Source organism: Neorhizobium phenanthreniclasticum, from assembly GCF_040066075.1.
GTDB classification, from domain to species: domain Bacteria; phylum Pseudomonadota; class Alphaproteobacteria; order Rhizobiales; family Rhizobiaceae; genus Neorhizobium; species Neorhizobium petrolearium.
The window spans coordinates 68,372-92,210 of sequence record NZ_JBEAAL010000011.1 but is presented as its reverse complement, the minus strand read 5'-3'; the positions used below and the strand labels follow the sequence as shown (position 1 = coordinate 92,210).

The window sequence follows — 23,839 nt, the reverse complement described above, 5'->3', positions numbered from 1 at the left end:
CCCGAAGTTGAAGCCCCCGGGCCGACGACGGCGCGTCACGTCACTTGAAAATTTCCTTCGACTTGGCGAGCATCTCGTTCTGGCGCGTCGTATCCGTCGTTCCGTAGAGCTTGGCTTCGGAAATCGCCTTGACGTCGGCCGGCAGGCCTTCTGTCATGCCGTCCAGCACCGGACCGTAGCCGAGACCCGCGTAGATTTTCTGCACGGTGGGGCTCTGCATGAAGTCGAGATAGAGCTTGGCGGCGTTCGGGTGCGGAGCCTTCTTGAGCAGGACGTTGCCATAAAGCACGTAGGGAACGCCTTCCTCGGGAATGATGAACTTGACCGGCAGGCCCTTCAGATCCGAGAAGTCGGTCAGGATGACCGGCATGTAGATCGAATATTCGCCCCGCGCGGTGCGGCGCTGGGATTCACGCTGGTCGCGGGTGAAGACGAGCTTCTGTCCGGCGACCTTCTTAACGTAATCCTCTCCAATCCGGTCATGAGTCGAGAAGAACCAGAGATAGCCGGCGCCGATGGCGCGCGGATCGTCAGAAAGGATCTTGCCCTGCCATTTCGGATCAGCGAGGTCTTTCCAGCTCTTCGGCTCATCCTCCGGCTTGACGAGGCTGGTATTGATCATGATGCCGTAGGGAATGGTCATGACCGAAGCCATCGGAACCTTGAGCTTGAACCTGTCGTTGATCTTGCCGGAGTTCGGCGTCACGGGCAGCGGATCGACCGACTTGTCCTGCGTATTGTAGAGCATGGTCTGCCCTTCGCTGGTGAACATCACGTCGGCAGCAAAACGGCCTGCAGCCTGCTCGACGCGAACGCGCTCGCGAATCTCGCTGGCGCGGGCTTCGAGGATTTCGACCTCGATGCCATACTCTTCTGTGAAGGCCTCCGCGATCGCCTTCGTACTCGGCTGGCCGACCAGCGCCGTATAGAGGACGAGCGTGCCCTCCTTCTTGCCCGCCTCGATCACCTTCTGCCATTCGGCGTCCTGTGCCTGAACCGGCAGGCCCACCGCCGACGCCATGATCAGGCCGCCTGCGACTGTCAGAAAAAATCGCCGCGACCATTTCCTCATGGCCGAAGTCACGAATATCGTTTTCGTCACGTATCTCTCCTCCCTGGAACTTGACGATTTGGTGTTTGGTCCGGGTCTTTCCCGGCATCCGACACCGAACTCTCTGCGGCCGTCCCGCCGCGATCTCCTTTCGACCAAGCCGTTTTCCCGAACGGCTTCGCCACCTTTCTCCCGTCCCGGCCCGAAAGGCCGCGGCAGTGCCCTAGACTCTCACTCGCCGTTCAATTCGATATCGGCTGGAAATGATCTGGCACGTACTCCACATTTGACAAGGTCCCTGATATGCACCCGGCGGCGCGGCGAAACTTCCCTTCCGACAACGCCGCCCGATATCAATTGAAACTCCCTGTTTACGAATTCCGGTCGATTACCCTCCTCTTCCCAAGAGGCCAGAACGGCATCACACGGAGAACCGGAATTCCCTCTTCTGTTACATTGACCTTTTCCCATGCAGTCGAAAAGCACCATTTTTTTACATTCACTTTTCTCGAAAACAGAAAGATAAACTGTGTTAAGGTTCAAACGGAGGACCGTCTTTCGAAGGCGGATTGGGAGGCTAACGCATTGGACACGCTCGTAAATATCCGTACATTCATCGCAGTTTCCCGCTCCGGCAGCTTCTCTGCCGCCGGCCGTCACCTCGGTGTTGCCCCGTCCGTGGTGACGAAGCGCATCAGCCGGCTGGAAGATCAGATGCGGGTGAAACTCTTCGTCCGTTCGACACGCCAGCTCATCCTGACAGAGGTCGGCGAACGTTACCTGCCTCGCTACCAGGCGCTGGTGAAAGAAGTCGACGATGCGATCAGCGGTGCTGCCGCAGTCGCTCAGCGTATTGAAGGACATCTCCGGATAAAGGCGCCGACGACGGTGACGATCGCCTTCCTCGCCCGTATCCTCAGCGATTTCCAGCAGGAGAATCCAAATGTCACCATGGATCTTGCGCTGGTCGATCGATCCGTCAATCCGGCCGAGGAGGGCTATGACATCGCGCTCGGGGCGTTGCCTGCCTCCTATTCCAACGTTATCGACGAGCCGCTTTGCCCCTACCCGAGAAAACTGTGCGCCGCCCCCTCCTATCTCGAAACGAGAGGTATTCCGAAACATCCGCGCGATCTCGTCAATCACATCTGTCTGACCTTCCACGCGACGGGTTCGACATGGTCCTTCATGAGCCCCGGCGGACCCATCGATGTGGAAGTGCGTTCCGCCTTCAGCGCCAACGACACGCAGATCCTGCATGATCTGGCGTTGCGGGGTCGCGGCGTTGCCATGGTGGCGAGCTATGTGGCCGAAGACTCGATCAGGACAGGCAAGCTCATGGAACTTCTGCCGGACTATCCCGTCGCGGAACTCTGGCTGAAGGCGCTGATCCCCCAGACGCAGGCCCGAAAGCCAAGTGTGAAGGCGCTGATGGATTGGCTGAAGATCCATATGCATGCGTCACTGGTACACGGCGAAAGAGCCGCATAGCCAGCCGCATCTTTGCCGCGGAAGAAAAGCCGAATGCCTTTCGGCTTTCTCGTTTTGCGAAAGCCGCTACGACAAAAAAGAGTATTCTCACGCGCTTCGGCGCCCCTTACCTTTCATATCGAGGAAACGCATCACGGATGCGATGGGCGGTAGCCGCGTTAAAACGCACCGTCCCGGGAGTGAGATGCGGGCTGGCCACTGGACAGAGAGCTGGCCGCCGAGAAAAGGGAGGTTTGCGCGGTGGATACTGCTGTGGTCCAGCGGAGCCCGGTTTTGTCGCAATTGGGCGCGATTGACTGTGACGTTCACCCGGATGCGCCCCAGCGCGCCGATCTGCTGCCATATTTGGACGATTACTGGCAGGAGATCGTGGTTTCGCGCGATGTCGATCGCCTCGAACTCACCAATTTCCCGACACGCACCAGGCCATTTTTCCGCGAGGACTGGAAGGCTGCCGAAGGCAGGGGCGTCGAAAAACTGCGCAAGAACCTGCTCGATCCGTTCGGCCTCAAATATGCGATCCTGAACTGCGTGACCGGCGTGCATGCAATCTACGACCCTTATCTCGCCACCGCGATCTGCCGCGCCACCAACGACTGGCTGAAGGCGGAATGGTTGGACAAGGACCCGCGGCTGCGCGCCTCGCTCGTCCTGCCGATGCAGAATCCTGAAGCCGCCATCGAGGAGATCGAGCGTTTTGCCGACAACAAGCGTTTCGTGCAGGTGCTGGCGCTCTGCCAGGGCGAAATGCCGCTCGGCCGTCGCTACTATTGGCCGATCTACGAGGCTGCCCAGCGCCACGGTTTCACACTGGGCGTGCATGCCGGCAGCGCCTATCGCCATGCACCCAGCCAAAGCGGTTTCCTCTCCTATCTTGCCGAAGATTACGTCCACCAGATCCAGGGTTTTGCAGCCCAGGTCGGCAGTTTCGTCGCCGAAGGTGTGCTCGGCAAATTTCCCGACATGAAGATCGTGCTGATCGAATCCGGTGTCTCCTGGCTGCCCGGCCAGATGTGGCGCATGAGCAAGGACTGGCGCGGCGCCCGCATCGAGATACCGTGGGTGAAGGAACCGCCAGCCGCGATGGTCCGCCGCCAGATTCGCATGACGACGCAACCCTTCGACGCGCCACGTGATCCAAAGGAGCTGGAGCGCATCATAGAACATCTCGACGCCGACGACATGCTGCTCTTCTCGACCGACTATCCGCATCCGCAGTTCGAAGGTGATGCCGCCATTCCCGCGGGCTTCCCGGAACGCCTGATCGACCGCCTGGTCCGGGACAACGCGCTCGCCACCTACCCGCGACTGGAGGGTTAACCCATGAATCAAGCCGTTCTGGAAAAGGACGCCAAGGCCGAGGCCAAACTCGGCGTCATCGATTGCGATATCCACCCGGCCCTCAGCACGCCGAGCGAGCTCTCGAAATTCCTGCCCGCGCGCTGGCGCGACCATCTGGCGGACTACGGACCGCGCAGCGCCAATCCGGTCGTCGGCACCCTGCCCTACCCGCGCATGACGCCCGGCAACGGCATGCGGCGCGACTCCTGGCCACCGAATGGCGGGCCGCCTGCCTCCGATCTCGCCTATCTGCAGGAACAACTCCTCGATCCGCTCGGCATCGAATACGGCATCCTGCAGCCGCTCGCGGCCGGTTCCTCGACCCTGAACCAGGAGCTCGGCGCGGCCATGTGCGCTGCCGCCAACGACTGGCAGATCGACAAATGGATGGCTCCCGAACCGCGCCTGAAGGGCTCGATCTGCGTCACCCAGGAAGATACTCCGTCCGCGCTGGCCGAAATCGACGCGCGGATCGGCGATAGCCGCTTCGTGCAGATTGCCATCCCGCCGCGCACCATCGAACCGGCGGGACGCCGCCGCTATTGGCCGATCTATGAAGCAGCCGAGCACTACAATATGCCGATCGGCATGCATTCGGCCGCCTACGGCTGGCACACCAACAGTGGCGCAGGATGGCTTTCATTCTACATCGAGGAACATTACGCCTTCTCGCACAGCCTGCAGAGCGTCGTCACAAGCATGGTCTTTGAAGGCGTCTTCGAGCGATTCCCGAAGCTGAAGCTCGTGGTTGTCGAGGGGGGCTTCGCCTGGGCGGCACCCCTTGCCTGGCGGCTCGACAAGCAATGGGAGCGGATGCGTTCCGAAGTCCCGCATGTGAAACGGCCGCCGTCCGAATATATCCGCGAGAACGTCTGGTTCACCACCCAGCCGATCGAGGAGCCGGAAAACAACCGCCACCTTCTCGACACGCTCCGCTGGGTCGGCACCGACCGGCTGATGTTCTCGACCGATTATCCGCATTGGGATTTCGACGATCCGCGTTTTGCCTTCAAGGTGCCGCTGTCGCCGACGGAACGCGCGCAGATATTCCGCGACAACGCAAAGCACGTCTACCGTCTGGCCTGACCCGGAGTAATCGCATGAATGAAATGGTCAGATCATTGGGCAAGGAGACGGGCCTCTCGACGGTCGGGGGGATCGATTGCGATCTCCACCCAGCCTCACCGGCGACCAGGACGCTGCTTCCCTATCTGGACGACTACTGGCGCGAGACCTTTGTCATGCGCGGCGTCGATCGGCTGAGCCTTGCCATGACGTCCTCACCGGCACGTGCGCCAATCAATGTCCGTTCGGACTGGACGGCGACAAGCGGCTTTGCGGGTGACACCCTGGAGACGGTGCGCTCCCAGGCGCTCGATCCGTTCGGCACACGGTTCGCCATCTGCAATGTGCTGCATGGCTCGATGATCATGCATTCCGACGATATGGCGGCGGCGCTTTGCGGCGCGGTCAACGAATGGCTGGCACGGGAATGGCTAGACAAGGAGCAACGCCTGCGGGGTTCCATCATCGTCTCCGCCCAGAATGCCGAACTCGCCGTCGCGGAAATCGAGAAACGCGCCGCCGACAAACGTTTTGTTCAGGTACTGATCCTCGCCCAGAACGACGAGCCTCTCGGCCGCCGGCGATACTGGCCGATCTACGAGGCCGCCGCGCGAAACGGGCTACCACTCTGTATTCATGCCGGTGGAAGCAATCGCCATGCACCAACCGCCACCGGCTGGCCAAGTTATTTCGTCGAGGCCTATGTGGCTCAGGCATCGATCTTCGAAAGCCAGCTCCTGAGCCTCATTTCCGAAGGGGTCTTCCACAAGGTTCCGGACCTGACGGTGGTCTTCGCTGAAAGCGGTTTCACCTGGCTGCCATCCTTCTTCTGGCGGGCCGACAAGACCTGGCGCGGCGTGCGCGCCGAGACGCCCTGGGTGACGGAACAACCGAGCGATATCGTGAAAAGGCATGTGCGGTTCACGCTGCAGCCTGTCGAAGCCCCGATTGGAACGGACGCACTCGCGCGCACGCTCGAGCATATCGATTGCGATGACATCCTGCTCTTTTCGACGGATTATCCGCATACGCAATTCGAAGGCCTGAATGCGCTTTCCGCAAGTTTCGGCGAAACGCTGGCGAGGAAAATTCTGATCGACAATCCGCTCGCCACCTATTCGCGGATCGCCGCGGATTTCGGAAAGGAGGTCGCGAAATGACGGAAACCCAAACGCTGGAGCGCCCGGTCGAGGCAAAGGCCAAATATAACCTCATAGACTGCGACATTCATCCGTCTATGAAGACGCCGGCCGAACTGCATCCCTATCTCGCGCAGCGGTGGAAGGATCATCTGGCGACCTATGGCGGCCATACCCGGCAGGGGCTTGCTGAAACGCTCTCCCATCCGCGCATGGTGCCGGAAGTCTCGCGCGTCGATTCCTGGCCGCCGACCGGCGGTCCGCCGGGTTCCGATTTGCCCTTCCTGCGTGAACAGCATCTCGACGGGCTGGGCATCGATATCGGCGTGCTTGTGCCGCTGCGCTTCAATGCCAGCGGCCAGCGCCATCCGGACTTCGCCGTGGCGCTCGCGACCGCGCTGAACGACTGGCAGCTCGGCAAATTCCTGGAGCCGGAACCGCGACTGTGCGGCTCGATCATCGTCACTCAGGAAGACCCGGCGAGCGCTGTTGCGGAGATTAATCGCCGCGCTTCCGACAAGCGGTTCGCGCAGGTTCTCCTGCCGCCGCGCTCCATCGAACCGTTGGGAAAACGCCGTCACTGGTCTATCTTCGAAGCCGCCGTGGGCCACGGCCTGCCGATCTCGCTGCATGTCGGAGGCGTCGGCGGGCATCCGGCGACCGGCGCCGGCTGGCCATCCTACTATATCGAAGAACACCATAGTCAGGTGCAGACGATGCAGGCGGGGATTGCCAACCTGATTTTCGAAGGGGTCTTCGAGAGCTTTCCGGAGCTCAAAGTCTCGTTCGTTGAAGGCGGCTTTTCCTGGGTGCCCGCTTTCGGTTGGCGCATGGACAAGGCCTGGAGCACGATGCGCGACGAAGTCCCGCATGTGAAGCGGCCACCGTCTGAATACCTGCGCCGCAATATCTGGTTCACCACCCAGCCTATGGAAGAACCGAACCCGGCGAAAAACCTGACCGACACGCTGAAATGGATCGGGACCGATCGGCTGATGTTCTCGACCGACTATCCGCATTGGGACTTCGACGATCCTCGCTACGCTTTCAAGATACCGCTCACCGCGGCCGAGAAAGCGGCGATTTTCGCCGGAAATGCTGTCAACTTCTATGGATTGAACTGAGAATGGCTCGTCACGTCGTCGCAAGGGTCGATGAACTCGATATCGGCAAATCCAAACTGGTGAAGGTCGCAGGCCGCGACATCGCCCTCTTCAACGTCAAGGGCGAATTCTTCGCCATCGCCAACCGCTGTCCGCACGAGGGCGCCGATCTCTGCCGCGGCCAGATGGTGGGGCTGGCTGAATCCGATGAGCCTGGCCAGTACCGCATGACGCGGCACGGCGAGCTGGTACGCTGCCCTTGGCACGGCTGGGAGTTCGACATCCGCACCGGGAAATCCTGGTGCGATCCGGCGCGCACCCGTGTGAAAAGTTTCGACGTCACCGTCGCCAAAGGCGGAGCGCTCACGGAAGGCCCTTATCAGGCCGAGGTCTTTCCGGTCTCCATCGACGAGGACTACGTCGTCGTGGAGATCTGATGACGCCCGAAATCACAGCGAATATTCCAGGGAGGAGAAATGTCGCTTATCAAGAAATTCACTGTATTGGCGCTCGGCGCAATACTCGCAGGACCTGCGCTGGCGCAGGATGCCGACTGGGACAAGGTGGTGGAAGCCGCCAAGAAAGAAGGCACCGTCACCGTCTATAACTCGCAACTCGGCGCGCCGAACTTCGTCGCCGTCGTTGAATCCTTTCAGGAAAAATACGACATCAAGGTCGAATCGCTCGATGTGCGGGCCAGCGAACTGACCGAACGCCTGCGCTCCGAACAGGCTGCCGGCCGCTACATCGCCGATATCCAGATGCATTCGGCAAACTCGATTGAAACGGGAAAAAACCAAGGCATCCAAATCGAGCCGCTCGGTGAGATTCCGAACGTCGCCAATATTCGCGACGACATGAAAAAAGAAGTCGCCGACGATCACGTGCCGGGCTTTTTGCAGGCCTATGGCATTCTGGTGAACACCGGCCTCGTGAAACCGGAGGATGAGCCGAAGAGCTGGAAGGACCTCGCCGATCCGAAATGGAAGGGCAAGATCCTCTCCGACGACATGCGCCCCCTCGGCTCCGGCGGCACCATGTTCGTGGTCTTCAACAAGACTTTCGGCCAGGAGTTCAACGAAAAGCTGGCCGAAAACAAGCCTGTTTTCAGTCGGGATCTCCGCAATGATGCCCGTCGCGTCGCCCGCGGCGAATATCCGGTCTACATCCCGCAGATGTTCGCCTTCGCCAATGACTTGCAGGGGCTGCCGATCAAGGTGATCGTGCCGCCGGAAGGCGTTCCCTATGTGTCGATCCATTTCGCCATCATGAAGAACGCGCCGCATCCCAACGCGGCAAAACTCTTCATCAACCATTTCCTCGAAATGGAATCGCAGGTGACCTACGCAAAGGCCTGGATGCTGCCTGTGATCAAAGGCGTCGAAGACCAGCTCGATCCGGAGTCGAAGCGTTTCGCCAGCGCCAAACTGCTCGGCACCCGCGAGTTGGACGAATATGGTCCGATGATGGACCTTGCCAAGAAAATCTATCCGTAAAGGTCCTCCCGGCCTTGAGGGGTCTGGCGGGACGTCCTGCCGGACCCTTTTTTATCGATACGACCCGGTTTCGACCGGGAATTTGTTCCCGAATGCGGCTCGGCGAAATTTCCTGCCTGTGCGGCTGGCGATTTCGCTGGCAATATCCGTCGAAAATGATGGACGCAGGAGAGAGCAATGTCGATCGCAAGCCTTTCAAGACGAACCCTTTTTCAGGCCGGCGCCGCGCTGCTCGCTTCGACCGCCCTGCCGAGATTTGCGCGCGCACAGAACGCACCGTCCGGTGGTCGGCTGATCGTCGCGGCCGACTCGGAGCCTAAAAATCTGAACCCCGCGATCGTTGCCTCGAACGGCGTGTTCTTCATCGCCAGCAAAGTGATCGAACCGCTCGCGGAAGCCTCGTTCGAGGGCAAGGAAGGGCTGTCTCCCCGGCTTGCAACCTCCTGGGAAGGTTCTCCGGACGGCAAGTCCGTTACGTTCAAGCTGCGCGAGGGCGTCAAGTGGCACGACGGCAAGCCTTTCACCTCCGCCGATGTGGCTTTCTCCGCGCTCAACATCTGGAAGCCGCTGCAGAATCTCGGTCGCCTCGTCTTCGCCAATCTGGAGACCGTCGATACGCCGGACGAGACGACTGCCATCTTCCGATTTTCGAAGCCGACGCCGGTGCAGCTCATCCGCAACGCGCTGCCGGTCGTCAGCAGCGTCGTGCCGAAGCACGTTTATGAGGGCACGGACATTGCGACCAATCCGGCGAATACGAAGCTCATCGGCACTGGTCCGTTCAAGTTTGCGGAATACAAGCCCGGCGAATACTACCGTCTGACCAAGAACGAGAACTACTGGGCAAAGGGCGAACCAAAGCTCGACGAAGTGATCTTCCGTGTGCTGCCGGACCGCGCCGGCGCCGGCGCGGCGCTGGAGGCGGAGGAAATTCAACTCGCCGCCTTCTCCGCCGTTCCACTGACCGATCTCGACCGCATTTCCAAAGTGCCGGGCATCAAGGTCATCTCCAAGGGCTATGAGGCATTGACCTATCAGCTCGTGGTGGAGATCAACCATCGCCGCAAGGAGCTCGCCGACCTCAAGGTGCGCCAGGCGATCGCGCATGCGATCGACAGGAAATTCGTCGTCGACACGATCTTCCTTGGATATGCCGTCGCCTCGACCGGGCCGGTGCCGAAGAACGCGCCGGAATTTTATGACGCCGACGTGCCGACCTACGATTTCGACGTCGCCAGGGCCAATGTCCTGCTCGATGAGGCCGGGTATCCGAAAGGCGCCAATGGTACGCGCTTCTCGCTGAAACTCCGGCCCGCTCCCTATTTCAACGAGACGAGGCAGTTCGGCGATTACCTGCGCCAGGCGCTCGCCGCGATCGGTATCGATGCACAGCTTGTCAATGCGGATTCCGCCGCCCACCAGAAGGCTGTCTATACGGATCACGATTTCGACCTGGCCGTCGCCCCGCCCGTCTTTCGTGGCGATCCGGCGATTTCCACCACCATCCTCGTTCAGTCCGGCATTCCGGCGGGCGTGCCCTTCTCCAACCAGGGCGGTTATGCCAGCAAGGAGCTCGATGGCATTATCTCCAAGGCGGCGGAGACGATCGATACGGCGGCGCGGACGGAGCTCTACAAGCAGTTCCAGAAGATCGTCGCCGCCGACCTGCCGCTGATCTACGTCGCCGAATGGGGCTTCATCACAGTCGCGCGCGACACGGTACTCAACGTCTCCAACAATCCGCGCTGGGCAGTATCGAACTGGGCGGATACGGCGCTGCAATCGTGATAGGCTTGGCCTTGGAAATCCGAGTCCCGAGGCTTCAAGCAGCGTGAACCGTGCCCTTCGATTGATCAGGCGCCGCGCGATCAGCAGCATTCCCGTGCTGCTCATCGTCGTCGTATTGACCTTCCTGCTGCTCGAATCCGCATCCGGAGATGCCGTCGATGCCTATCTCCTGTCGATCGGCGGCGGAGATGCCACGGTCGCGCAAGCGCTGCGCCAGGCCTATGGTCTCGACCAGTCCATGTTCGCCCGCCTCTGGCTCTATGCCTCTTCGCTGGCGCGGCTCGATCTCGGCTGGTCGGTCGCCTTCGGCCGGCCGGTGCTCGACCTGATCCTCGAACGCCTGCCGAACACGCTGTTCCTGATGGGCAGTGCCACGGTGCTCTCCTTCGGGTTAGGTTCTGCACTTGGCATCGTCGCCGGTGCAAAGCCGGAAAGCCTCGCAGATCGAACGCTCTCGACCGTCTCCCTTGTTCTATACGCAATCCCGAGCTTCTGGCTCGGCCTGGTGCTGAGCATCATATTTGCCGTGCAGCTCCGCTGGTTGCCGACCTCCGGCATCGAGACGATCGCCTCCGGCAGGACCGGGCTTGACCGAGCCGGTGACATCGCCACGCACCTCGTTCTGCCTGTTGGCACGTTGGCGCTCATCTACATGGCACTCTTCCTGCGAGTCATGCGGGCCGGCATGACAGAGGCCTGGACGCTGGATTTCGTGCTCTTCGCCCGCTCCAAGGGCCTTTCTCGCACCCGCATCGTGCTGCGCCATGTGGCGCGCAACGCGCTCCTGCCGCTCGTCACCATGCTCGGTCTGCAATCGGCCGCCATGCTCGGCGGCAGCGTCGTGATCGAGAGCATCTTTGCCATTCCGGGCTTTGGACGACTGGCCCAGGAAGCGGTGAGCGGCCGCGATGCGCCCCTGCTCATGGGCATCATCGTCGTCAGTGCAGTGCTGGTTATCTGCGTCAACCTGGTGATCGACATCATCTATGCCGCGCTCGACCCTCGGGTCGGTGCCTCGGAGCCGGGCCCATGAAGCTCATCCAAAATCTTAGCAGAACGCCGGAAGGTGCCGTTGGACTGTGCATTTTGGTTATCCTTGCGCTAATCGCAATTCTCGCCCCCCTGCTGTCTCCCGGTGATCCGCTGCATATCGCCGGACGCGCCCTTCTGCCCCCCTTTAGCGACCCGAATTTCCCGCTCGGCACCGACCGGCTCGGCCGCGATGTCATGGCCGGCATCATCCATGGCACGCGCACCTCGCTCCTGGTCGGCATCGCCGCCGCGTTGGCCGCCATTACCATCGGCCTTTGCGTCGGATTGACAGCGGGTTTTGCCGGCGGCCTCATCGATGAAGCGCTGATGCGTGTAGTCGATGCCTTCCAGATCGTGCCAAGCTTCCTGCTGGCGCTGGCTTTCGTCAGCGTCGTTGGCGCCTCGGTGCCCATTGTCGTACTGGCGATTGCGCTTGGCGCCTGGCCAAACCCGGCGCGGCTCACGCGCGCGCAGGTTCTGTCGATCAAGGAACGGGATTACGTCGCCTCTGCACGGGTGATCGGCATGCACCCGGTGGAGATTGCATTGAAGGAAATTCTGCCGAATGCGCTGCCGCCGGTTCTGGCGCTGTCTGCCATCATCGTCGCTGCGGCGATCTTGACCGAAGCAGCCCTCTCCTTCCTCGGCCTTGGAGACCCGAACACGGTGACCTGGGGATCCATGATTGCCGAGGGGCGCAATATCCTGCGCTCCTCGCCGTTTCTGTCGGTCTTCCCCGGCATAGCGCTGGTCATTACGGTCGTCGGCGTCTACCTCTTCAGCGAGGGGCTGACCAAGGCTCTTGCCGGGCGGAGGATCGAGGCATGACCGCGCTTTGCAGGATCAGCGGCCTTTCGGTTGTCTATGCCGGTCAGCCGGCGCCGGCCCTGGACGCGGTTGATCTCGACATCCTTGCCGGCGAACGGCTGGCGATCATCGGCGAAAGCGGCTCCGGCAAGAGCACGCTGGCGCGCGCCATCGCCGGGCTCCTGCCGTCCGGCGCGCGCGTGACTGGCGAAATGGAATGGTCAGCCGGCCATCCACCACATCCGGGCCGCGAGCTCGGCTTCGTCTTCCAGGACCCGTCTTCCAGCCTCAACCCCGTTCTGACCATCGGCGAACAGGTGGCTGAGGGCGCTCGCCGGCATCTTGGCCTTCCGTGGTCGGCCGCCTATGCCCAGGCGCTGAAGATTCTGGAAAAAGTTCGTATCCCGCAACCGGAAAAGGCATTGAGAGCTTTCCCGCACCAACTTTCCGGCGGTCAACGCCAGCGCGTCGCGATCGCTGCGGCGCTAGTTGCAAAGCCGAGCTTTCTCATTGCCGACGAAGCGACCAGCGCGCTCGATATGGTGGTGCAGGCGGAGATCGTGGCGCTGCTCGGCGATCTGGTCAAAGAAGCCGATATGACGCTCCTGTTCATCACCCATGACATCGCTCTGGCTTCAGGTTTCGCGGATCGCGTCGCAATCTTCAAGGATGGCCGCCTGGTCGAAGCTGGACCGACCCTTGCGGTCCTTTCCTCCCCGCGGGAGTTCTATACGCAAACGCTGATCGCCAGCCATCGCGACCTCTCCACATCACCCCTGATCAAAGAGCCTGCCTCATGACCTTGCTCTCGATCGAAAACCTCTCGAAACGCTTTTCGTCCGGCAGCCGCGACATCGCGGCGCTCAAGGACGTGTCGCTGACAATTGCCGACGGAAAGACGCTCGGACTCGCTGGCGCTTCCGGCAGCGGGAAATCGACGCTGGCGCGCATCCTCATGCGGTTGATCCCACCGGATGCGGGCACGGTCCGCTTCGAGGATGAGGACTGGTTGACACTTTCGGGTTACGACCTCCGCCGTCGTCGCGCGAAAATTCAGATGGTCTTCCAGGATGTGCTCGGCGCGTTCAATCCACGCGCCACGGTCGCCTCCGTGCTCGACGATCCGCTGCGCATCCACGCCATCGTGCCGAAAGCCGAAAGGCCGAAGGAGATCGCTGCATTGCTTGACCGCGTCGGCCTGCCTGCAAGTTACGTTGCGCGCTCGATCCGCGAAGTGTCTGGTGGTCAGCGGCAGCGGATAGCGATTGCCCGCGCCATTGCCACCCGACCGTCGCTGATCGTTTTCGACGAGGCGGTCTCGGCGCTCGACGTTTCCATTCGCGGCAAGATTCTGGAATTGCTGGTCGAGTTGCAGGAAGAGCGGGGCATCGCTTATCTCTTCGTTTCCCACGATCTCGCCGTGCTGCGCGCCGTCTCCCACCGGATTGCCATCATGGATGCCGGACGGCTGGTAGAAAGCGGTCCGGCGGACCAGATGATCGGGAATCCGCAATCTCAGGCGGCAAGAGCCTTGATTGCGGCAGTGCCACGCCTCGTCATCGAACCAACGAGAGACTCCGCCCATGACGTCTGAAACCTGGAATCCATTGAGCAATGCGCCGCCGTTCCCGGCCGTGCGCTATGCCTCGATTGCCGATCGCATCGCAAAGGTCCTCGGGACGCGCAACGACGTGCTCCTTATTCAGGCAGAAGCCGTCGTTGCGCTGGAAGCGGTCGCGACGAGCCTTGCACGCCCCGGCTTGAAAGTGCTCAACATCGTCACCAGTCCTTATGGCCTCTGGTTCGGCAACTGGCTGAGACGCGGCGGGGCCGACGTCATTGAGCTGGCGGCAGAGCCGGCTCGTCCGATCGACGTGGAAGCCGTGGAACGGGCCTTGAATGCCCATCCGGACATGAAGGTTCTGGCGCTCTGCCATGCGGAATCAGCAAGCTGCATCCTCAATCCGATGGAGGATATCCTCGCTCTCGCCCGCGCCCGCGGCATCGTGACGATCGTTGATGCGGTAGCCTCCGTTGGCGGCCACGACCTGAATGTCGATGAACTGGGCGTAGATATCGCCATCATCGGTCCGCAGAAATCGCTGGCCGGCCCGGCCGGGCTTTCGGCACTCTCCGTCAGTTCCGCCGCCTGGCAACTGATCTCCCGGGACGGCGGTCCGACGGGCTCGATCCTTTCACTTCTCGACCAGAAGGCCTGGCTCGACGCCGGCCGGGGCACACTTCCCGGCACGACGGCGCCTTTGGAATTTTTCGCGCTTGAAGCTGCTCTGGATCGGCTCGAAGCGGAAGGTCTGGCTTCTGTCATTGCACGACATGGCCGCGCTGCAAGGGCGACGCATGCTGGACTGATTGCGCTGGGCGCCGAGCCTTGGGTGAAGCCGGAAAAAGGTTCGCATCTCGTCACCGCGGTCGAGCTTTCTGAGGCCGCCGACCCCAAAGCGCTGCTTGCCGTCGCCGCTCCGCTCGGCATGGAGTTTTCGATCGGCGTCGGACCGGGAGCAAACCGCCTGATCCGGCTCAACCACACCGGCTTGCGGGCCCGTTTCGACATCGTGCTCGGCAATGTCACTGCGTATGGAATTGGTCTCAGGCGATCGGGATTCAAGGCGGATATCGCCGCAGCCGTCGAGGCGATCGCTCACCACTACGGCGACTGATCAGACGCCCTTTTTCGGTCAGCCAGTTGCGGACGATCTCCTCGTCCTCGCGACCGAGCCCGTGATTTGCGTCGAGTTTTTTCGCCGCCACCTCTGCCCCTGCCGCGCGAAGCCGGTTTTCCAGCTCTGGCGTAAGCGAACCGTAGAAATCGTCGGTTGCGCTGAGCGAAAGGACCTGTGCCCCCGAGAGGTCGACCACCGGCTTTTCCTCGAGCACGTTCATCGACCGCAGCAAGACCGCCTTGCGGATCAGGGTCGGATGAAGCTGCATGACCGCTCCGATCATATTGCCGCCATTGGAATAACCGACGAAAGCAGTTCGGGAGGGATCCACCCCGTAAGCCGGAGCCAGTTCCTCAACGAAGGCGACGAAGGCTTCCGTTTCGGAAACGATCTCCTTCTGGTCGAACGTCACCTGGTCGAAACGGCGGAAGAAGCGCGGATAGCCCTCGTCCGTCGAGCGTCCGCGGATGCCGATCAGCATGGCGTTCGGCGCAACCTTGCGTCCGAAGGGCAGCATGCTGGTTTCGCTGGCACCGGTTCCGTGCAGCAGAACCAGCGTCGAGCCATCCCATCTTTCCGGCATATGGATGCGGTGCACGAAAGGCAGGTCGCGATAAATAACCCGCTCCTCCCCGGGCAGGCCGAATTGCGGCAGCATGACCCGAAGTGCATCGTGATCCGCGTTGAAATGCTTCGGGATGAAGAGCCGCGTGCCAAGCGTTTCGACTGTCTCGTCGGTCGTAAAACCGGGTCCATCGCTTGCAAGCTCGATCAGAGTGCCGCCCGGCTCACGCACATAGAGCGAATAGAAATAGTGCCGGTCATGCATGTTCATCTCACCGTCGCCTTCAGCCCGGAGGGCGGCATGCGCAGCCTCGACATGCGCTTTGTCGGACGCACGAAAAGCGATGTGGTCGATCGTGCCCGCGCCCGGCGCAGCGGTCCAGAAACCATGGGCATCACGGACATCGACAATGTCCTGCGCATCCGAAACCAGCCGCTGGATATTGCCCTCCTTCGGTCCGAACCTCAGCCCCATATGCCGGATCAGGAATTCCGCAGTCTCCACCGGCTTTTCGGAGAGGATCGTCGCACCGCGTAGCCCGCGAATTGCATCCGTCTCGGAGATACCGCCGCCTTTCCACCAGATCCAGGGTGATGTCTCTTCCACGCCGACCAGCTTGACGATGATTCCGTCCGGGTCGGCGAGCCTGAGCACCGGTTCGCCGAATTCCTGTGCCGGCCCGCTGAGCTTGACGTTGAATTGCAGCGCCCGCGTCAGCCAGAAACCGATTGCCTCCGGCGCGATCACAAAACTGATCTCGCTCGGCGCGCCATGGCCGACGCGTCCCAGCGAACCATCTTCCCAGGCAAGGAATGTTACGAGCGAACCCGGCGATGCCGCCCCGTCACCATAGAACAGGTGAAGCTGTTGCGCGTCCTCGAAACCTGCCGTGCGTTTCACCAATCTGAGACCCAGGAAGCCCACGTAGAAATCGACATTCGCCTGGATCTTGCGGGTAATGGCCGTGATGTGATGCAAGCCGCTGGTCATACGCTGATGAAATCCTTCTGTTGACGGACGAAGACCGTTTTGATGCCAATCAGATAACGGTACTCGTCGCGCGCCTGCAATTCGTCAAGCGTCTCGATTGCCGGTGCAGATATAGGAGTCCGCATTCAGGCCGCCTGGACAGCCTTGATCCGGTCCAGGCCGCCGACGATGCCGGCAAAATCCTGCCACACCCCTTGAGCGCCCTTCTGCCATTCCTCGAAGGCTTCCGGCTTCAAGAGCTTGCCGCCGTTCTTGAGCGACTGTTCGACGGAAGCCGTCTCATCTTCGACGATGAGTTGGTTGAAATAAACTGCTCCTTCTTGCGACGCAGCCAGAAAGACCGCCTTCTGCTCGTCATCGAGACGGTTCCAGAAGCTTGCAGCGTAGAAAATCACGCCCGAAGCCCAGATGTGACCGGTCTCGGTCATATAAGGTACGACCTCGTAAAGCTTGAAGCCGGCATAGGCGGACTTGGTCAGGTCCATGGCATCGGCCACGCCGGTCGAGAGCGCGTTGTAGGTCTCGGTGATCGGAACGCCGACGGGCGTCGTACCGAAAGCGCTCCAAAGCCTGGTGTGGAGCGGGCTCTGGATGACGCGGATCGTCTTGCCCTTGAGTTGTTCAGGCCGCGTGACGGGCTCCTTGGTGAGCAGATGCCGGGCACCGTAGTTTATGAAGCCGCCGACCACGAAATTCTGGCTGGCGAGCTTTTGTTTCAAATCTGCACCGACCCTTCCATCCACCGTTCTGCGAACGTGGTCGCTGTCACGGAACAGGAAGGGCAGATCGAGGATCTGCAACTCCGGCACCCAGCCGGAGAGCGACGAGACCGTGGAAAGGCTGGCCTGTACCGAGCCGAGACGCGCACCTTCGGCCACTTCCTTCTCGCCACCGAGCGCGCCGTTCTTGACGACGTTGAATTTGAATTGCCCCGGCAGCTTGGCCTCCACAAGCTCGCCGATCCTCACCCAAACCTTGGTTTCCGGCTTGTCGTCGCCGAGAAGCGAAGCGACCGTGATCGTCGTGGTGCGGGCTGCCGCGGTGCGAACGCAAACAGGCGCGGCAAGCGCGGCACCGGTTGCGGCTGCGGTCTTCAAAAGCGTACGGCGGTTGAATTTTTCCATGCCAGGAATTCCCGAGTTAGAAGATGGTGGCCCAAGCGCACAGGATCGCCAGGGAAGTAAGCAGAGCGACGAGATAAGGCAACACGGCGCGGAACAGCGCGGATGCCGGAACGCGCGTGACACCGCTGACCACAAAGATCAGCATGCCGAGCGGCGGTGTCAGGCCGTGGATCATCAGATTCACGACGATAATGACGCCGAATTGGATGGGATCGATACCGGCAGAAACGGCAGCAGGCAGCAGGATCGGGCCGAAAAGAAGAATAGCGGCACCGATATCCAGCACGAGCCCGACCGCCAGCAGGATGACGTTCGACAGGATGATGACCGCCAGCGCGCTGCCCCCGAGAATGGTCACGAAATCGGAGAGCAAGCCGGAAACATCGTCCACCGCCAGCAGGAAGGCGAAAGGACCGGCCGTGCCGATCAGAAGGCCGATCGCTGCAGCTTCCGTCGCAGACTGACGAAAAGCCGAGAAGAGCGCGCCGAAACCGATCCGTCCCCAGAGCCCCAGCAAGAGCGCGTAGAACGCAGCCAAGGCCGCGGCCTCCGTCGTCGTAACGATGCCGATCCGAATCCCCAACACGACGATGATGCCGAGCCCGAAGGCGGGAATGGCGGAAGCCGCTGCCTGCCAGCGCGCAGAGGCAGTCGCGCGCGGCCGCGTGACCTGCTCGCGCACCGTCAGGTGGATGGCAACAGCAAGGCAGATCGCCATCAGCGCGCCAGCGAAAAAGCCGCCGACCAGCAGCGAACCGACCGAAAGATTGGTAGCGGCAGCAAGGATGAGGAATGCGATCGAAGGCGGGATGACGTTATCGAGCACCGAGGTCGCGGCGATGATCGCCCCCGCCTGCGCCGGTGGATAACCGTGCTTGACCAATTCCGGCTGGAAGGTCGAAGCGCCGAAAGCTGCATTGGCAACGGAAGAACCCGAAGCACCGGAAAAGAGCACGCTGGTCAAAAGCGTCGTCTGCGCCAGTCCCGCCCGGCGATACCCGACCATCGAAGCAGCGAAGCGCACAAGCTGATTGGCGGCGCCAGATGCGGTCAGCAACCCACCCACAAGCAGGAAGAAAGGGATGGCAAGCAGCAGGAATTTCGACATGCCGGTAACGGTCGTCGAAACGATAGCCGGCTCCGGCAAACTGCTTCCGAAAGCGATCGCCACATAAGCTGCCGCGAGAAAGGCGTGCGCCAACGGGGCCGCCAGCACCAGTCCAAGCCCGGCGACCAGCGCGAGAAACAGGCTCGGCGGCAGATCCGTATCGAAGAGAACTTCCGGCACGCCGAAATAGAGCGCCGTACCCAGTGCGAGAGAAATCAATACGGCAATCGCCTTGCCGTCCATGGCCCTCTGAAGCAGAAGCATGAGCAGGACCAGCCCGCCGCCCGCCCCCAGGAAACCGAACCGGATCCATTCAGGCAGACCCAAGGTCGGCGAAACGCCGCCGAGCATGACCACGATCTCCGCACCACCGAAAATCAGGATCAACGCAGCCAGCACGGTGAAGACGTCTGCAAGCACCTCGGCGACCGGCGCCAGACGCTCTGGCAGTAGCCGGACGAAGGCATCGAGCCGCATGGCAAGCGCACTTTTCAGACTGAGTGGCGCGCCGAGCGAAATCAGCGCCACATGCATCCAGATACCCGCGTCCTCGGCCCCGATAAGGCCCGTACTGAAGAAATAGCGCAGGCATACGCTGGTCAGCACGACGAGAAGCAATCCCGCGAGGACGGTAGCGGCAAGCATACCGAGAATGGCCTCGATCGCCTTCAGCGCCAGGGCGGCTACGCCAGCCTGTCGCAGCGGTTCGGCGATTTCGGACTGATTGCTTGTCACCTTTTCCCATTCCAGCGAGAGGGCCGGATGCCGATCATGGCAAACCGAGACCGGAAAATGTGCCAGCATCACGCGATAGCTGGCACGCTGTCAGGCCTTTTCGCGCATACGGCTATCCTTCTCAAGCAACGATATGTCGAAACTCGTTCGATCCGGAAAATTCATGCGCAACATCGGCCGAAAATCCTTCACCAGGAGCATGCTTTTCAGTGCAAATCTGTTGACTGATCACCGTGGTTATGCTGCCTAGATTAAGTGGAGAATCCCCGTCTCAGAATGGCCGTCTCGAGTATTTGTCCGGCCGATTGATTCATTTTTGGAATAATACCGTGAGCAGCGATGCAACAGTTCGCGTTGCGAAGCCGTCGGCTTCGTTGGCGCTGGTGAAGGCGGCAGGCTGGGGCAAAGGCCTCTCGATCCTCACCCGCATCACCGTCATGGCCTTCCGCCATCCCTGGCAAGCGGGTTTTGCGATCGTCGCAACCCTGATCGCTTCAACCTTCCAGCTGATGATTCCGCAACTTCTTGGGCAGGCCGTGGACCACACGCAGGTGGTACTGACGGGAGGCGACGCCGGACAACAGGCACAGGATGCGCTCCTGACGACCGCTCTCTTCCTGCTCGGTGCGAGCGTGCTTCGCGGCATCTTCACGCTGATCCAGAATTATTATAGCGAGGCCGTCGGGCACCATATGGGCTATCGGCTTCGCCTTGCGTGTTACGAAAAGATCCAGCGCCTCTCCTTCAGCTTCCACGACAGCATGCATTCGGGCGATCTGATCACGGTCGGTCTCCTCGATCTTGAAGGCGTGCGCATGTACTTCTCGACGGCCTTGGTACGCATGGTCCTGCTCACCATTCTGATTGGCATCGGCGCCTATCTGCTTATCTCGACCGATATTGTGCTCGGCCTTCTGGCTTTGAGCTTCGTGCCTTTCGTCGGCTGGCGGTCGTCCGTCACGCAGCTTAGGCTGCGTGCCACGTGGCTCGACCTGCAGGAGCGGCTTTCAGTGCTCACCCGCGTGATGGAGGAAAATCTCGGCGGCATCCGCGTCGTTCGTGCCTTCGCCGCCCAACAGCATGAACTCGACAAGTTCGAGACAGCGTCGAAGAGCGCGGTGTCACTGGCGCATCAGCGCGTCGGCATCCGGGTGGCCAATACCAGCGCCATGACGCTCTCCTTCTTCGCTTCTATGGGCCTCGTTCTCTGGGTCGGCGGCACCAAGGTGATGGCCGGCGAGATGACCGTCGGCACGCTCACCTCCTTCCTCACCTTCATGACCATCCTGCAGATGCCGGTGCGCCAGCTCGGCCTGATGGTCAACGCTTTTGCCCGCGCCTCCACCTGCGGTGCACGCCTGTTCGAACTGCTCGACCTCGATATCGCCATCAAGGACGAGAAGGGCGCCAGGGACCTTGAAACCACGGACGGCACGCTCCGCTTCGAGCATGTGAATTTCGCCTATCCCGGCGCCGAAAAGCATCAGGTCCTCACCGATGTGACCTTCGAAGCGAAGCGCGGCGAAACAATTGGCATCGTTGGCCCGCCGGGCAGCGGCAAATCCACCCTCGCCCATCTGATCCCGCGCTTCTACGACGTCACCGACGGCCGGATCACCATCGACGGCCAGGATATCCGCAAGGTTACGCTGCAATCGCTGCGCCGCGCTGTGGCGGTCGTGCAGCAGGATAGTTTCCTGTTCACCACCACCATCGAAAACAACATCGCCTATGGCGATCCCTGGGCGAAAGAGAGCCGCATTGAACGGGCCAGCGAGAGCGCCCAGCTCCACAATTACGTGCTCGGCCTGCCGACCGGTTACGGCACCGTCGTCGGCGAACGGGGCGTCTCGCTCTCCGGCGGCCAGCGGCAGCGCCTGTCGATTGCCCGTGCCCTGATGTTGCGCCCGGCGGTGATGGTCTTCGACGATTCCACCGCCGCCATCGACGCGGGGACCGAACAGCGCATCCGCAGCGCCATGCGCAGATATGCCGCCGATCGGGTGACCATCATCGTTGCGCATCGCCTGAGCTCGCTGATGCATGCCAACCGCATCCTGTTCATGGAAAACGGCCGGCTTGTCGAGAGCGGCACGCATGAAGAACTTCTCGCCTTGGGCGGACGCTACAAAGCGCTCTACGATCTGCAGGTGCGTCCCGGCGACGAAGCGCTGACGGCCTGAGGGAGGGATTAATGGCCGAGGAACTGGAAACTGAACGCGCCGACATTCGTGACGACGGCAGGCGCCCGCCCCGCGCGGTCGTCGGCTCGCACCGCATCGAAGAGGAGATCTTCGGCAAGGTCTTCGACGGCAATATCATCAAGCGCATATGGGCCTTCGTGCGCCCGTATCAGGTGAAGATCTATTGGGCCGTTGCCGCCGTCCTCACTTTCACGGCGATGCAGCTCCTGATCCCGCTGATCATCCGCTATGCGATCGACCACGGCATGCATCCCGGCAGCGTCGACCACAGCGTGCTCATCTGGTCGATTGTCGTGTTTCTTGCGGCGATCCTGATCAATTTCGGCGCCAGCTACGCACAGGAAATGCTGGTCGGCAATGTGGCCGAAGATGTGCTTTTCGACATCCGCAAGGCAATGTTCACGCATCTGCAGCGCGTTTCGCTCTCCTGGATGGACAAGACGGAGGTCGGCCGGCTCATGTCCCGTCTGCAGGGCGATGTAAACTCCATGCAGGAATTTCTAGAAACCTCGGTGCTTTCGGTTGGCGATATCGTCCTGCTCTTCGGTATTGTCTTCGTCATGCTCTATCTCGATTTCAAGCTTGGCCTGCTCACGCTCTCCGCCCTTCCCGTCCTCTTCATTGTCCGCATCTTCTGGCTGCCGCGCGCGCGGAAATCCTTCATGGCGGCGCATGAGACGAATTCAGTGGCGAACGGTGCTTTGGCCGAAGCGATCCACGGCGTCCGTGCTGTACAGAGCATGGACCGCGAGCGGGTCAATTTCATGCTTTACGACGACAAGGCCCGCGCCAACCTCAAGACCCATCTGGCGGCAGCGAAATATGCTCAGGTCATGGTGCCGATCGTGGATTCACTCACCGGCCTCGCCATGGCGCTCGTCGTCGTGGTCGGTGGCGCCCGCGTGCTGAACCAGGCGCTCGATGTCGGCGTGATGGTCGCATTCCTGTTCTACATCCAGCGCTTCTTCGACCCGATCCGTTCACTCACCCTGCAGTATTCGGTCATGCAGCGCGCCATGGCTTCGGGTCAGCGCCTGACGGACGTGCTGGACGTGCCGGTCGATATCAAGGATGCGCCGAACGCCAAGGTTCTGTCGCCGGATATGGACGGCTCCGTGGAATTCCGCGATGTCGTTTTCGGTTACAACCCCAAACATCCGGTATTGAAACACGTAAGTTTCAAGGTAAATCCGGGCGAAACGGTCGCGCTCGTCGGCCCGACGGGCTCCGGCAAGTCGAGCTGCATGTCGCTCATCCATCGCTTCTACGAGGTGCAGGGTGGCCAGGTTCTGGTGGGCGGCCACGACGTGCGCGAATTGACGCAGGATTCGCTCGGTCGACAGATCGCCATGGTGCTCCAGGAACCTTTCCTGTTCACCGGAACGGTGTTCGACAACATCCGCTATCACAAGACGGATGCGACACGCGAAGAGGTGATTGAGGCGGCCAAGGCCGTTGGCGCCCACGACTTCGTCATGCGCCTGCCCGATGGATATGACAGCCTGCTCGGCCAGCGTGGCGGCAATCTGTCGCTCGGCCAGCGGCAGCTGATCAGCTTCGCCCGCGCCCTGGTGGCAGATGCCAAGATCCTGGTGCTCGACGAGGCGACTGCCAATATCGACAGCTATACGGAAATGCTGATCCAGAAGGCATTGGTGAAGCTGCTCGAAGGGCGCACCGGCCTGGTCATCGCCCATCGCCTTGCCACGATCCGCGAGGCCGACCGGATCATCGTGCTACAGAACGGCGAATTGATCGAAAGCGGCAATCACCGCGAGCTGATGAAAAACGGCAAGCTCTATTCGAAACTCTACAATCTCAACTATTCCTCATTCGACGACATCCCCGAAGACATCATCGAAGAAGCGGTTACCGATTCGGCAACGTGATTTTTCCCAAAACGAAAGAACCCTGAGCGCGGCTGACCCGCATCCGGGCTTTCTGTGGAACTACAGTTTCCGGGGATGAACCAGATTGCTTTCGAAGGAGGCTGGTCGAGACGCCAACTTCTCATTCGTCATGCTCGGGCCTGTCCCGAGCATCTGCCATCGTTCGACTTTGTCGACGTTTGCAGATCCTCGGCACGAGGCCGAGGATGACGCCGCGTAAAAGGCGAAGT

The 23,839-nt window shown here is 61.0% G+C and carries 20 protein-coding genes; 15 read left to right on the top strand and 5 right to left on the bottom strand.

The genetic code is table 11. The features are described from left to right. Window positions 1–40: 40 nt before the first annotated feature. Complete coding sequence (locus ABK249_RS15965) at window positions 41–1,102, bottom strand: ABC transporter substrate-binding protein (protein WP_052182710.1); 1,062 nt, start codon at window positions 1,100–1,102, stop codon at window positions 41–43. 534 nt (window positions 1,103–1,636) lie between these two features. Between ABK249_RS15965 and ABK249_RS15960 the strand changes: the two genes are divergently transcribed. The 13 genes from ABK249_RS15960 (at window position 1,637) to ABK249_RS15900 (ending at window position 14,991) form a co-directional block, all read left to right on the top strand. Next, complete coding sequence (locus ABK249_RS15960; protein WP_037148561.1) at window positions 1,637–2,542, top strand: LysR family transcriptional regulator; 906 nt, start codon at window positions 1,637–1,639, stop codon at window positions 2,540–2,542. Between the two features lie 240 nt (window positions 2,543–2,782). Beyond that, on the top strand, window positions 2,783–3,862 hold the full coding sequence (locus ABK249_RS15955) for an amidohydrolase family protein (RefSeq protein ID WP_348863299.1): 1,080 nt from the start codon (window positions 2,783–2,785) through the stop codon (window positions 3,860–3,862). Window positions 3,863–3,865: 3 nt separating this feature from the next. Continuing rightward, window positions 3,866–4,969 carry an amidohydrolase family protein gene (locus ABK249_RS15950; RefSeq protein ID WP_037147667.1) on the top strand — a complete coding sequence of 368 codons (1,104 nt, stop codon included), beginning with the start codon at window positions 3,866–3,868 and terminating at the stop codon, window positions 4,967–4,969. 14 nt (window positions 4,970–4,983) lie between these two features. Beyond that, window positions 4,984–6,108: an amidohydrolase family protein gene (locus ABK249_RS15945; protein ID WP_348863298.1), complete on the top strand. Its 1,125-nt coding sequence runs from the start codon at window positions 4,984–4,986 to the stop codon at window positions 6,106–6,108. Continuing rightward, on the top strand, window positions 6,105–7,211 hold the full coding sequence (locus ABK249_RS15940; protein WP_348863297.1) for an amidohydrolase family protein: 1,107 nt from the start codon (window positions 6,105–6,107) through the stop codon (window positions 7,209–7,211). Before ABK249_RS15945 ends, ABK249_RS15940 begins: the two co-directional genes overlap by 4 nt. 2 nt (window positions 7,212–7,213) lie before the next feature. Next, window positions 7,214–7,627 (top strand): Rieske (2Fe-2S) protein, encoded by a 414-nt coding sequence (locus ABK249_RS15935; protein ID WP_037147673.1) that lies wholly within the window; start codon window positions 7,214–7,216, stop codon window positions 7,625–7,627. A 39-nt stretch (window positions 7,628–7,666) separates the two neighbouring features. Continuing rightward, window positions 7,667–8,686, top strand: a complete 1,020-nt coding sequence (locus ABK249_RS15930; RefSeq protein WP_348863296.1) for an ABC transporter substrate-binding protein — start codon at window positions 7,667–7,669, stop codon at window positions 8,684–8,686. Between the two features lie 177 nt (window positions 8,687–8,863). Further along, complete coding sequence (locus ABK249_RS15925; RefSeq protein ID WP_348863295.1) at window positions 8,864–10,474, top strand: ABC transporter substrate-binding protein; 1,611 nt, start codon at window positions 8,864–8,866, stop codon at window positions 10,472–10,474. 43 nt (window positions 10,475–10,517) lie between these two features. Continuing rightward, complete coding sequence (locus ABK249_RS15920; RefSeq protein ID WP_348863294.1) at window positions 10,518–11,507, top strand: ABC transporter permease; 990 nt, start codon at window positions 10,518–10,520, stop codon at window positions 11,505–11,507. Further along, window positions 11,504–12,334 carry an ABC transporter permease gene (locus tag ABK249_RS15915; protein ID WP_348863293.1) on the top strand — a complete coding sequence of 277 codons (831 nt, stop codon included), beginning with the start codon at window positions 11,504–11,506 and terminating at the stop codon, window positions 12,332–12,334. Before ABK249_RS15920 ends, ABK249_RS15915 begins: the two co-directional genes overlap by 4 nt. Beyond that, the gene (locus ABK249_RS15910) at window positions 12,331–13,113 is read left to right on the top strand and encodes an ABC transporter ATP-binding protein (protein WP_348863292.1); all 783 of its coding nucleotides are present in this window, start codon (window positions 12,331–12,333) and stop codon (window positions 13,111–13,113) included. Before ABK249_RS15915 ends, ABK249_RS15910 begins: the two co-directional genes overlap by 4 nt. Then, a complete protein-coding gene (locus ABK249_RS15905) occupies window positions 13,110–13,907 on the top strand; it encodes an ABC transporter ATP-binding protein (RefSeq protein ID WP_348863291.1) in 798 nt (265 codons plus the stop codon). The genes ABK249_RS15910 and ABK249_RS15905 overlap by 4 nt, the downstream gene beginning before the upstream one ends. Next, complete coding sequence (locus ABK249_RS15900; protein WP_348863289.1) at window positions 13,897–14,991, top strand: pyridoxal-phosphate-dependent aminotransferase family protein; 1,095 nt, start codon at window positions 13,897–13,899, stop codon at window positions 14,989–14,991. The genes ABK249_RS15905 and ABK249_RS15900 overlap by 11 nt, the downstream gene beginning before the upstream one ends. Here the strand turns inward: ABK249_RS15900 and ABK249_RS15895 are convergent. From ABK249_RS15895 to ABK249_RS15880, 4 genes are read right to left on the bottom strand one after another with little or no spacing between them, the layout of a single operon-like run. Then, a complete protein-coding gene (locus ABK249_RS15895) occupies window positions 14,936–16,549 on the bottom strand; it encodes a VOC family protein (RefSeq protein WP_348863288.1) in 1,614 nt (537 codons plus the stop codon). The genes ABK249_RS15900 and ABK249_RS15895 overlap by 56 nt on opposite strands. Next, window positions 16,546–16,674 (bottom strand): hypothetical protein, encoded by a 129-nt coding sequence (locus ABK249_RS15890; protein WP_265105687.1) that lies wholly within the window; start codon window positions 16,672–16,674, stop codon window positions 16,546–16,548. Before ABK249_RS15890 ends, ABK249_RS15895 begins: the two co-directional genes overlap by 4 nt. Then, a complete protein-coding gene (locus ABK249_RS15885; RefSeq protein ID WP_348863287.1) occupies window positions 16,675–17,673 on the bottom strand; it encodes a TRAP transporter substrate-binding protein in 999 nt (332 codons plus the stop codon). A gap of 16 nt (window positions 17,674–17,689) precedes the next feature. Next, window positions 17,690–19,516 carry a TRAP transporter large permease gene (locus tag ABK249_RS15880; protein WP_407721207.1) on the bottom strand — a complete coding sequence of 609 codons (1,827 nt, stop codon included), beginning with the start codon at window positions 19,514–19,516 and terminating at the stop codon, window positions 17,690–17,692. 329 nt (window positions 19,517–19,845) lie between these two features. Between ABK249_RS15880 and ABK249_RS15875 the strand changes: the two genes are divergently transcribed. Together ABK249_RS15875 and ABK249_RS15870 are read left to right on the top strand one after the other, a co-directional pair. Continuing rightward, on the top strand, window positions 19,846–21,699 hold the full coding sequence (locus ABK249_RS15875; RefSeq protein WP_227703120.1) for an ABC transporter ATP-binding protein: 1,854 nt from the start codon (window positions 19,846–19,848) through the stop codon (window positions 21,697–21,699). Window positions 21,700–21,710: 11 nt separating this feature from the next. Then, window positions 21,711–23,609 carry an ABC transporter ATP-binding protein gene (locus ABK249_RS15870; protein ID WP_227703121.1) on the top strand — a complete coding sequence of 633 codons (1,899 nt, stop codon included), beginning with the start codon at window positions 21,711–21,713 and terminating at the stop codon, window positions 23,607–23,609. Window positions 23,610–23,839: the final 230 nt, after the last annotated feature.

What these genes read in the sequence shown, in the direction of transcription:
- ABK249_RS15950 (WP_037147667.1), top strand. Translation starts at nt 3,866, where the DNA reads ATGAATCAAGCCGTTCTGGAAAAGGACGCCAAGGCCGAGGCCAAACTC.
- ABK249_RS15945 (WP_348863298.1), top strand. Translation starts at nt 4,984, where the DNA reads ATGAATGAAATGGTCAGATCATTGGGCAAGGAGACGGGCCTCTCGACG.
- ABK249_RS15940 (WP_348863297.1), top strand. Translation starts at nt 6,105, where the DNA reads ATGACGGAAACCCAAACGCTGGAGCGCCCGGTCGAGGCAAAGGCCAAA.
- ABK249_RS15935 (WP_037147673.1), top strand. Translation starts at nt 7,214, where the DNA reads ATGGCTCGTCACGTCGTCGCAAGGGTCGATGAACTCGATATCGGCAAA.
- ABK249_RS15930 (WP_348863296.1), top strand. Translation starts at nt 7,667, where the DNA reads ATGTCGCTTATCAAGAAATTCACTGTATTGGCGCTCGGCGCAATACTC.
- ABK249_RS15925 (WP_348863295.1), top strand. Translation starts at nt 8,864, where the DNA reads ATGTCGATCGCAAGCCTTTCAAGACGAACCCTTTTTCAGGCCGGCGCC.
- ABK249_RS15915 (WP_348863293.1), top strand. Translation starts at nt 11,504, where the DNA reads ATGAAGCTCATCCAAAATCTTAGCAGAACGCCGGAAGGTGCCGTTGGA.
- ABK249_RS15910 (WP_348863292.1), top strand. Translation starts at nt 12,331, where the DNA reads ATGACCGCGCTTTGCAGGATCAGCGGCCTTTCGGTTGTCTATGCCGGT.
- ABK249_RS15905 (WP_348863291.1), top strand. Translation starts at nt 13,110, where the DNA reads ATGACCTTGCTCTCGATCGAAAACCTCTCGAAACGCTTTTCGTCCGGC.
- ABK249_RS15900 (WP_348863289.1), top strand. Translation starts at nt 13,897, where the DNA reads ATGACGTCTGAAACCTGGAATCCATTGAGCAATGCGCCGCCGTTCCCG.
- ABK249_RS15895 (WP_348863288.1), bottom strand. Translation starts at nt 16,549, where the DNA reads ATGACCAGCGGCTTGCATCACATCACGGCCATTACCCGCAAGATCCAG.
- ABK249_RS15890 (WP_265105687.1), bottom strand. Translation starts at nt 16,674, where the DNA reads ATGCGGACTCCTATATCTGCACCGGCAATCGAGACGCTTGACGAATTG.
- ABK249_RS15885 (WP_348863287.1), bottom strand. Translation starts at nt 17,673, where the DNA reads ATGGAAAAATTCAACCGCCGTACGCTTTTGAAGACCGCAGCCGCAACC.
- ABK249_RS15870 (WP_227703121.1), top strand. Translation starts at nt 21,711, where the DNA reads ATGGCCGAGGAACTGGAAACTGAACGCGCCGACATTCGTGACGACGGC.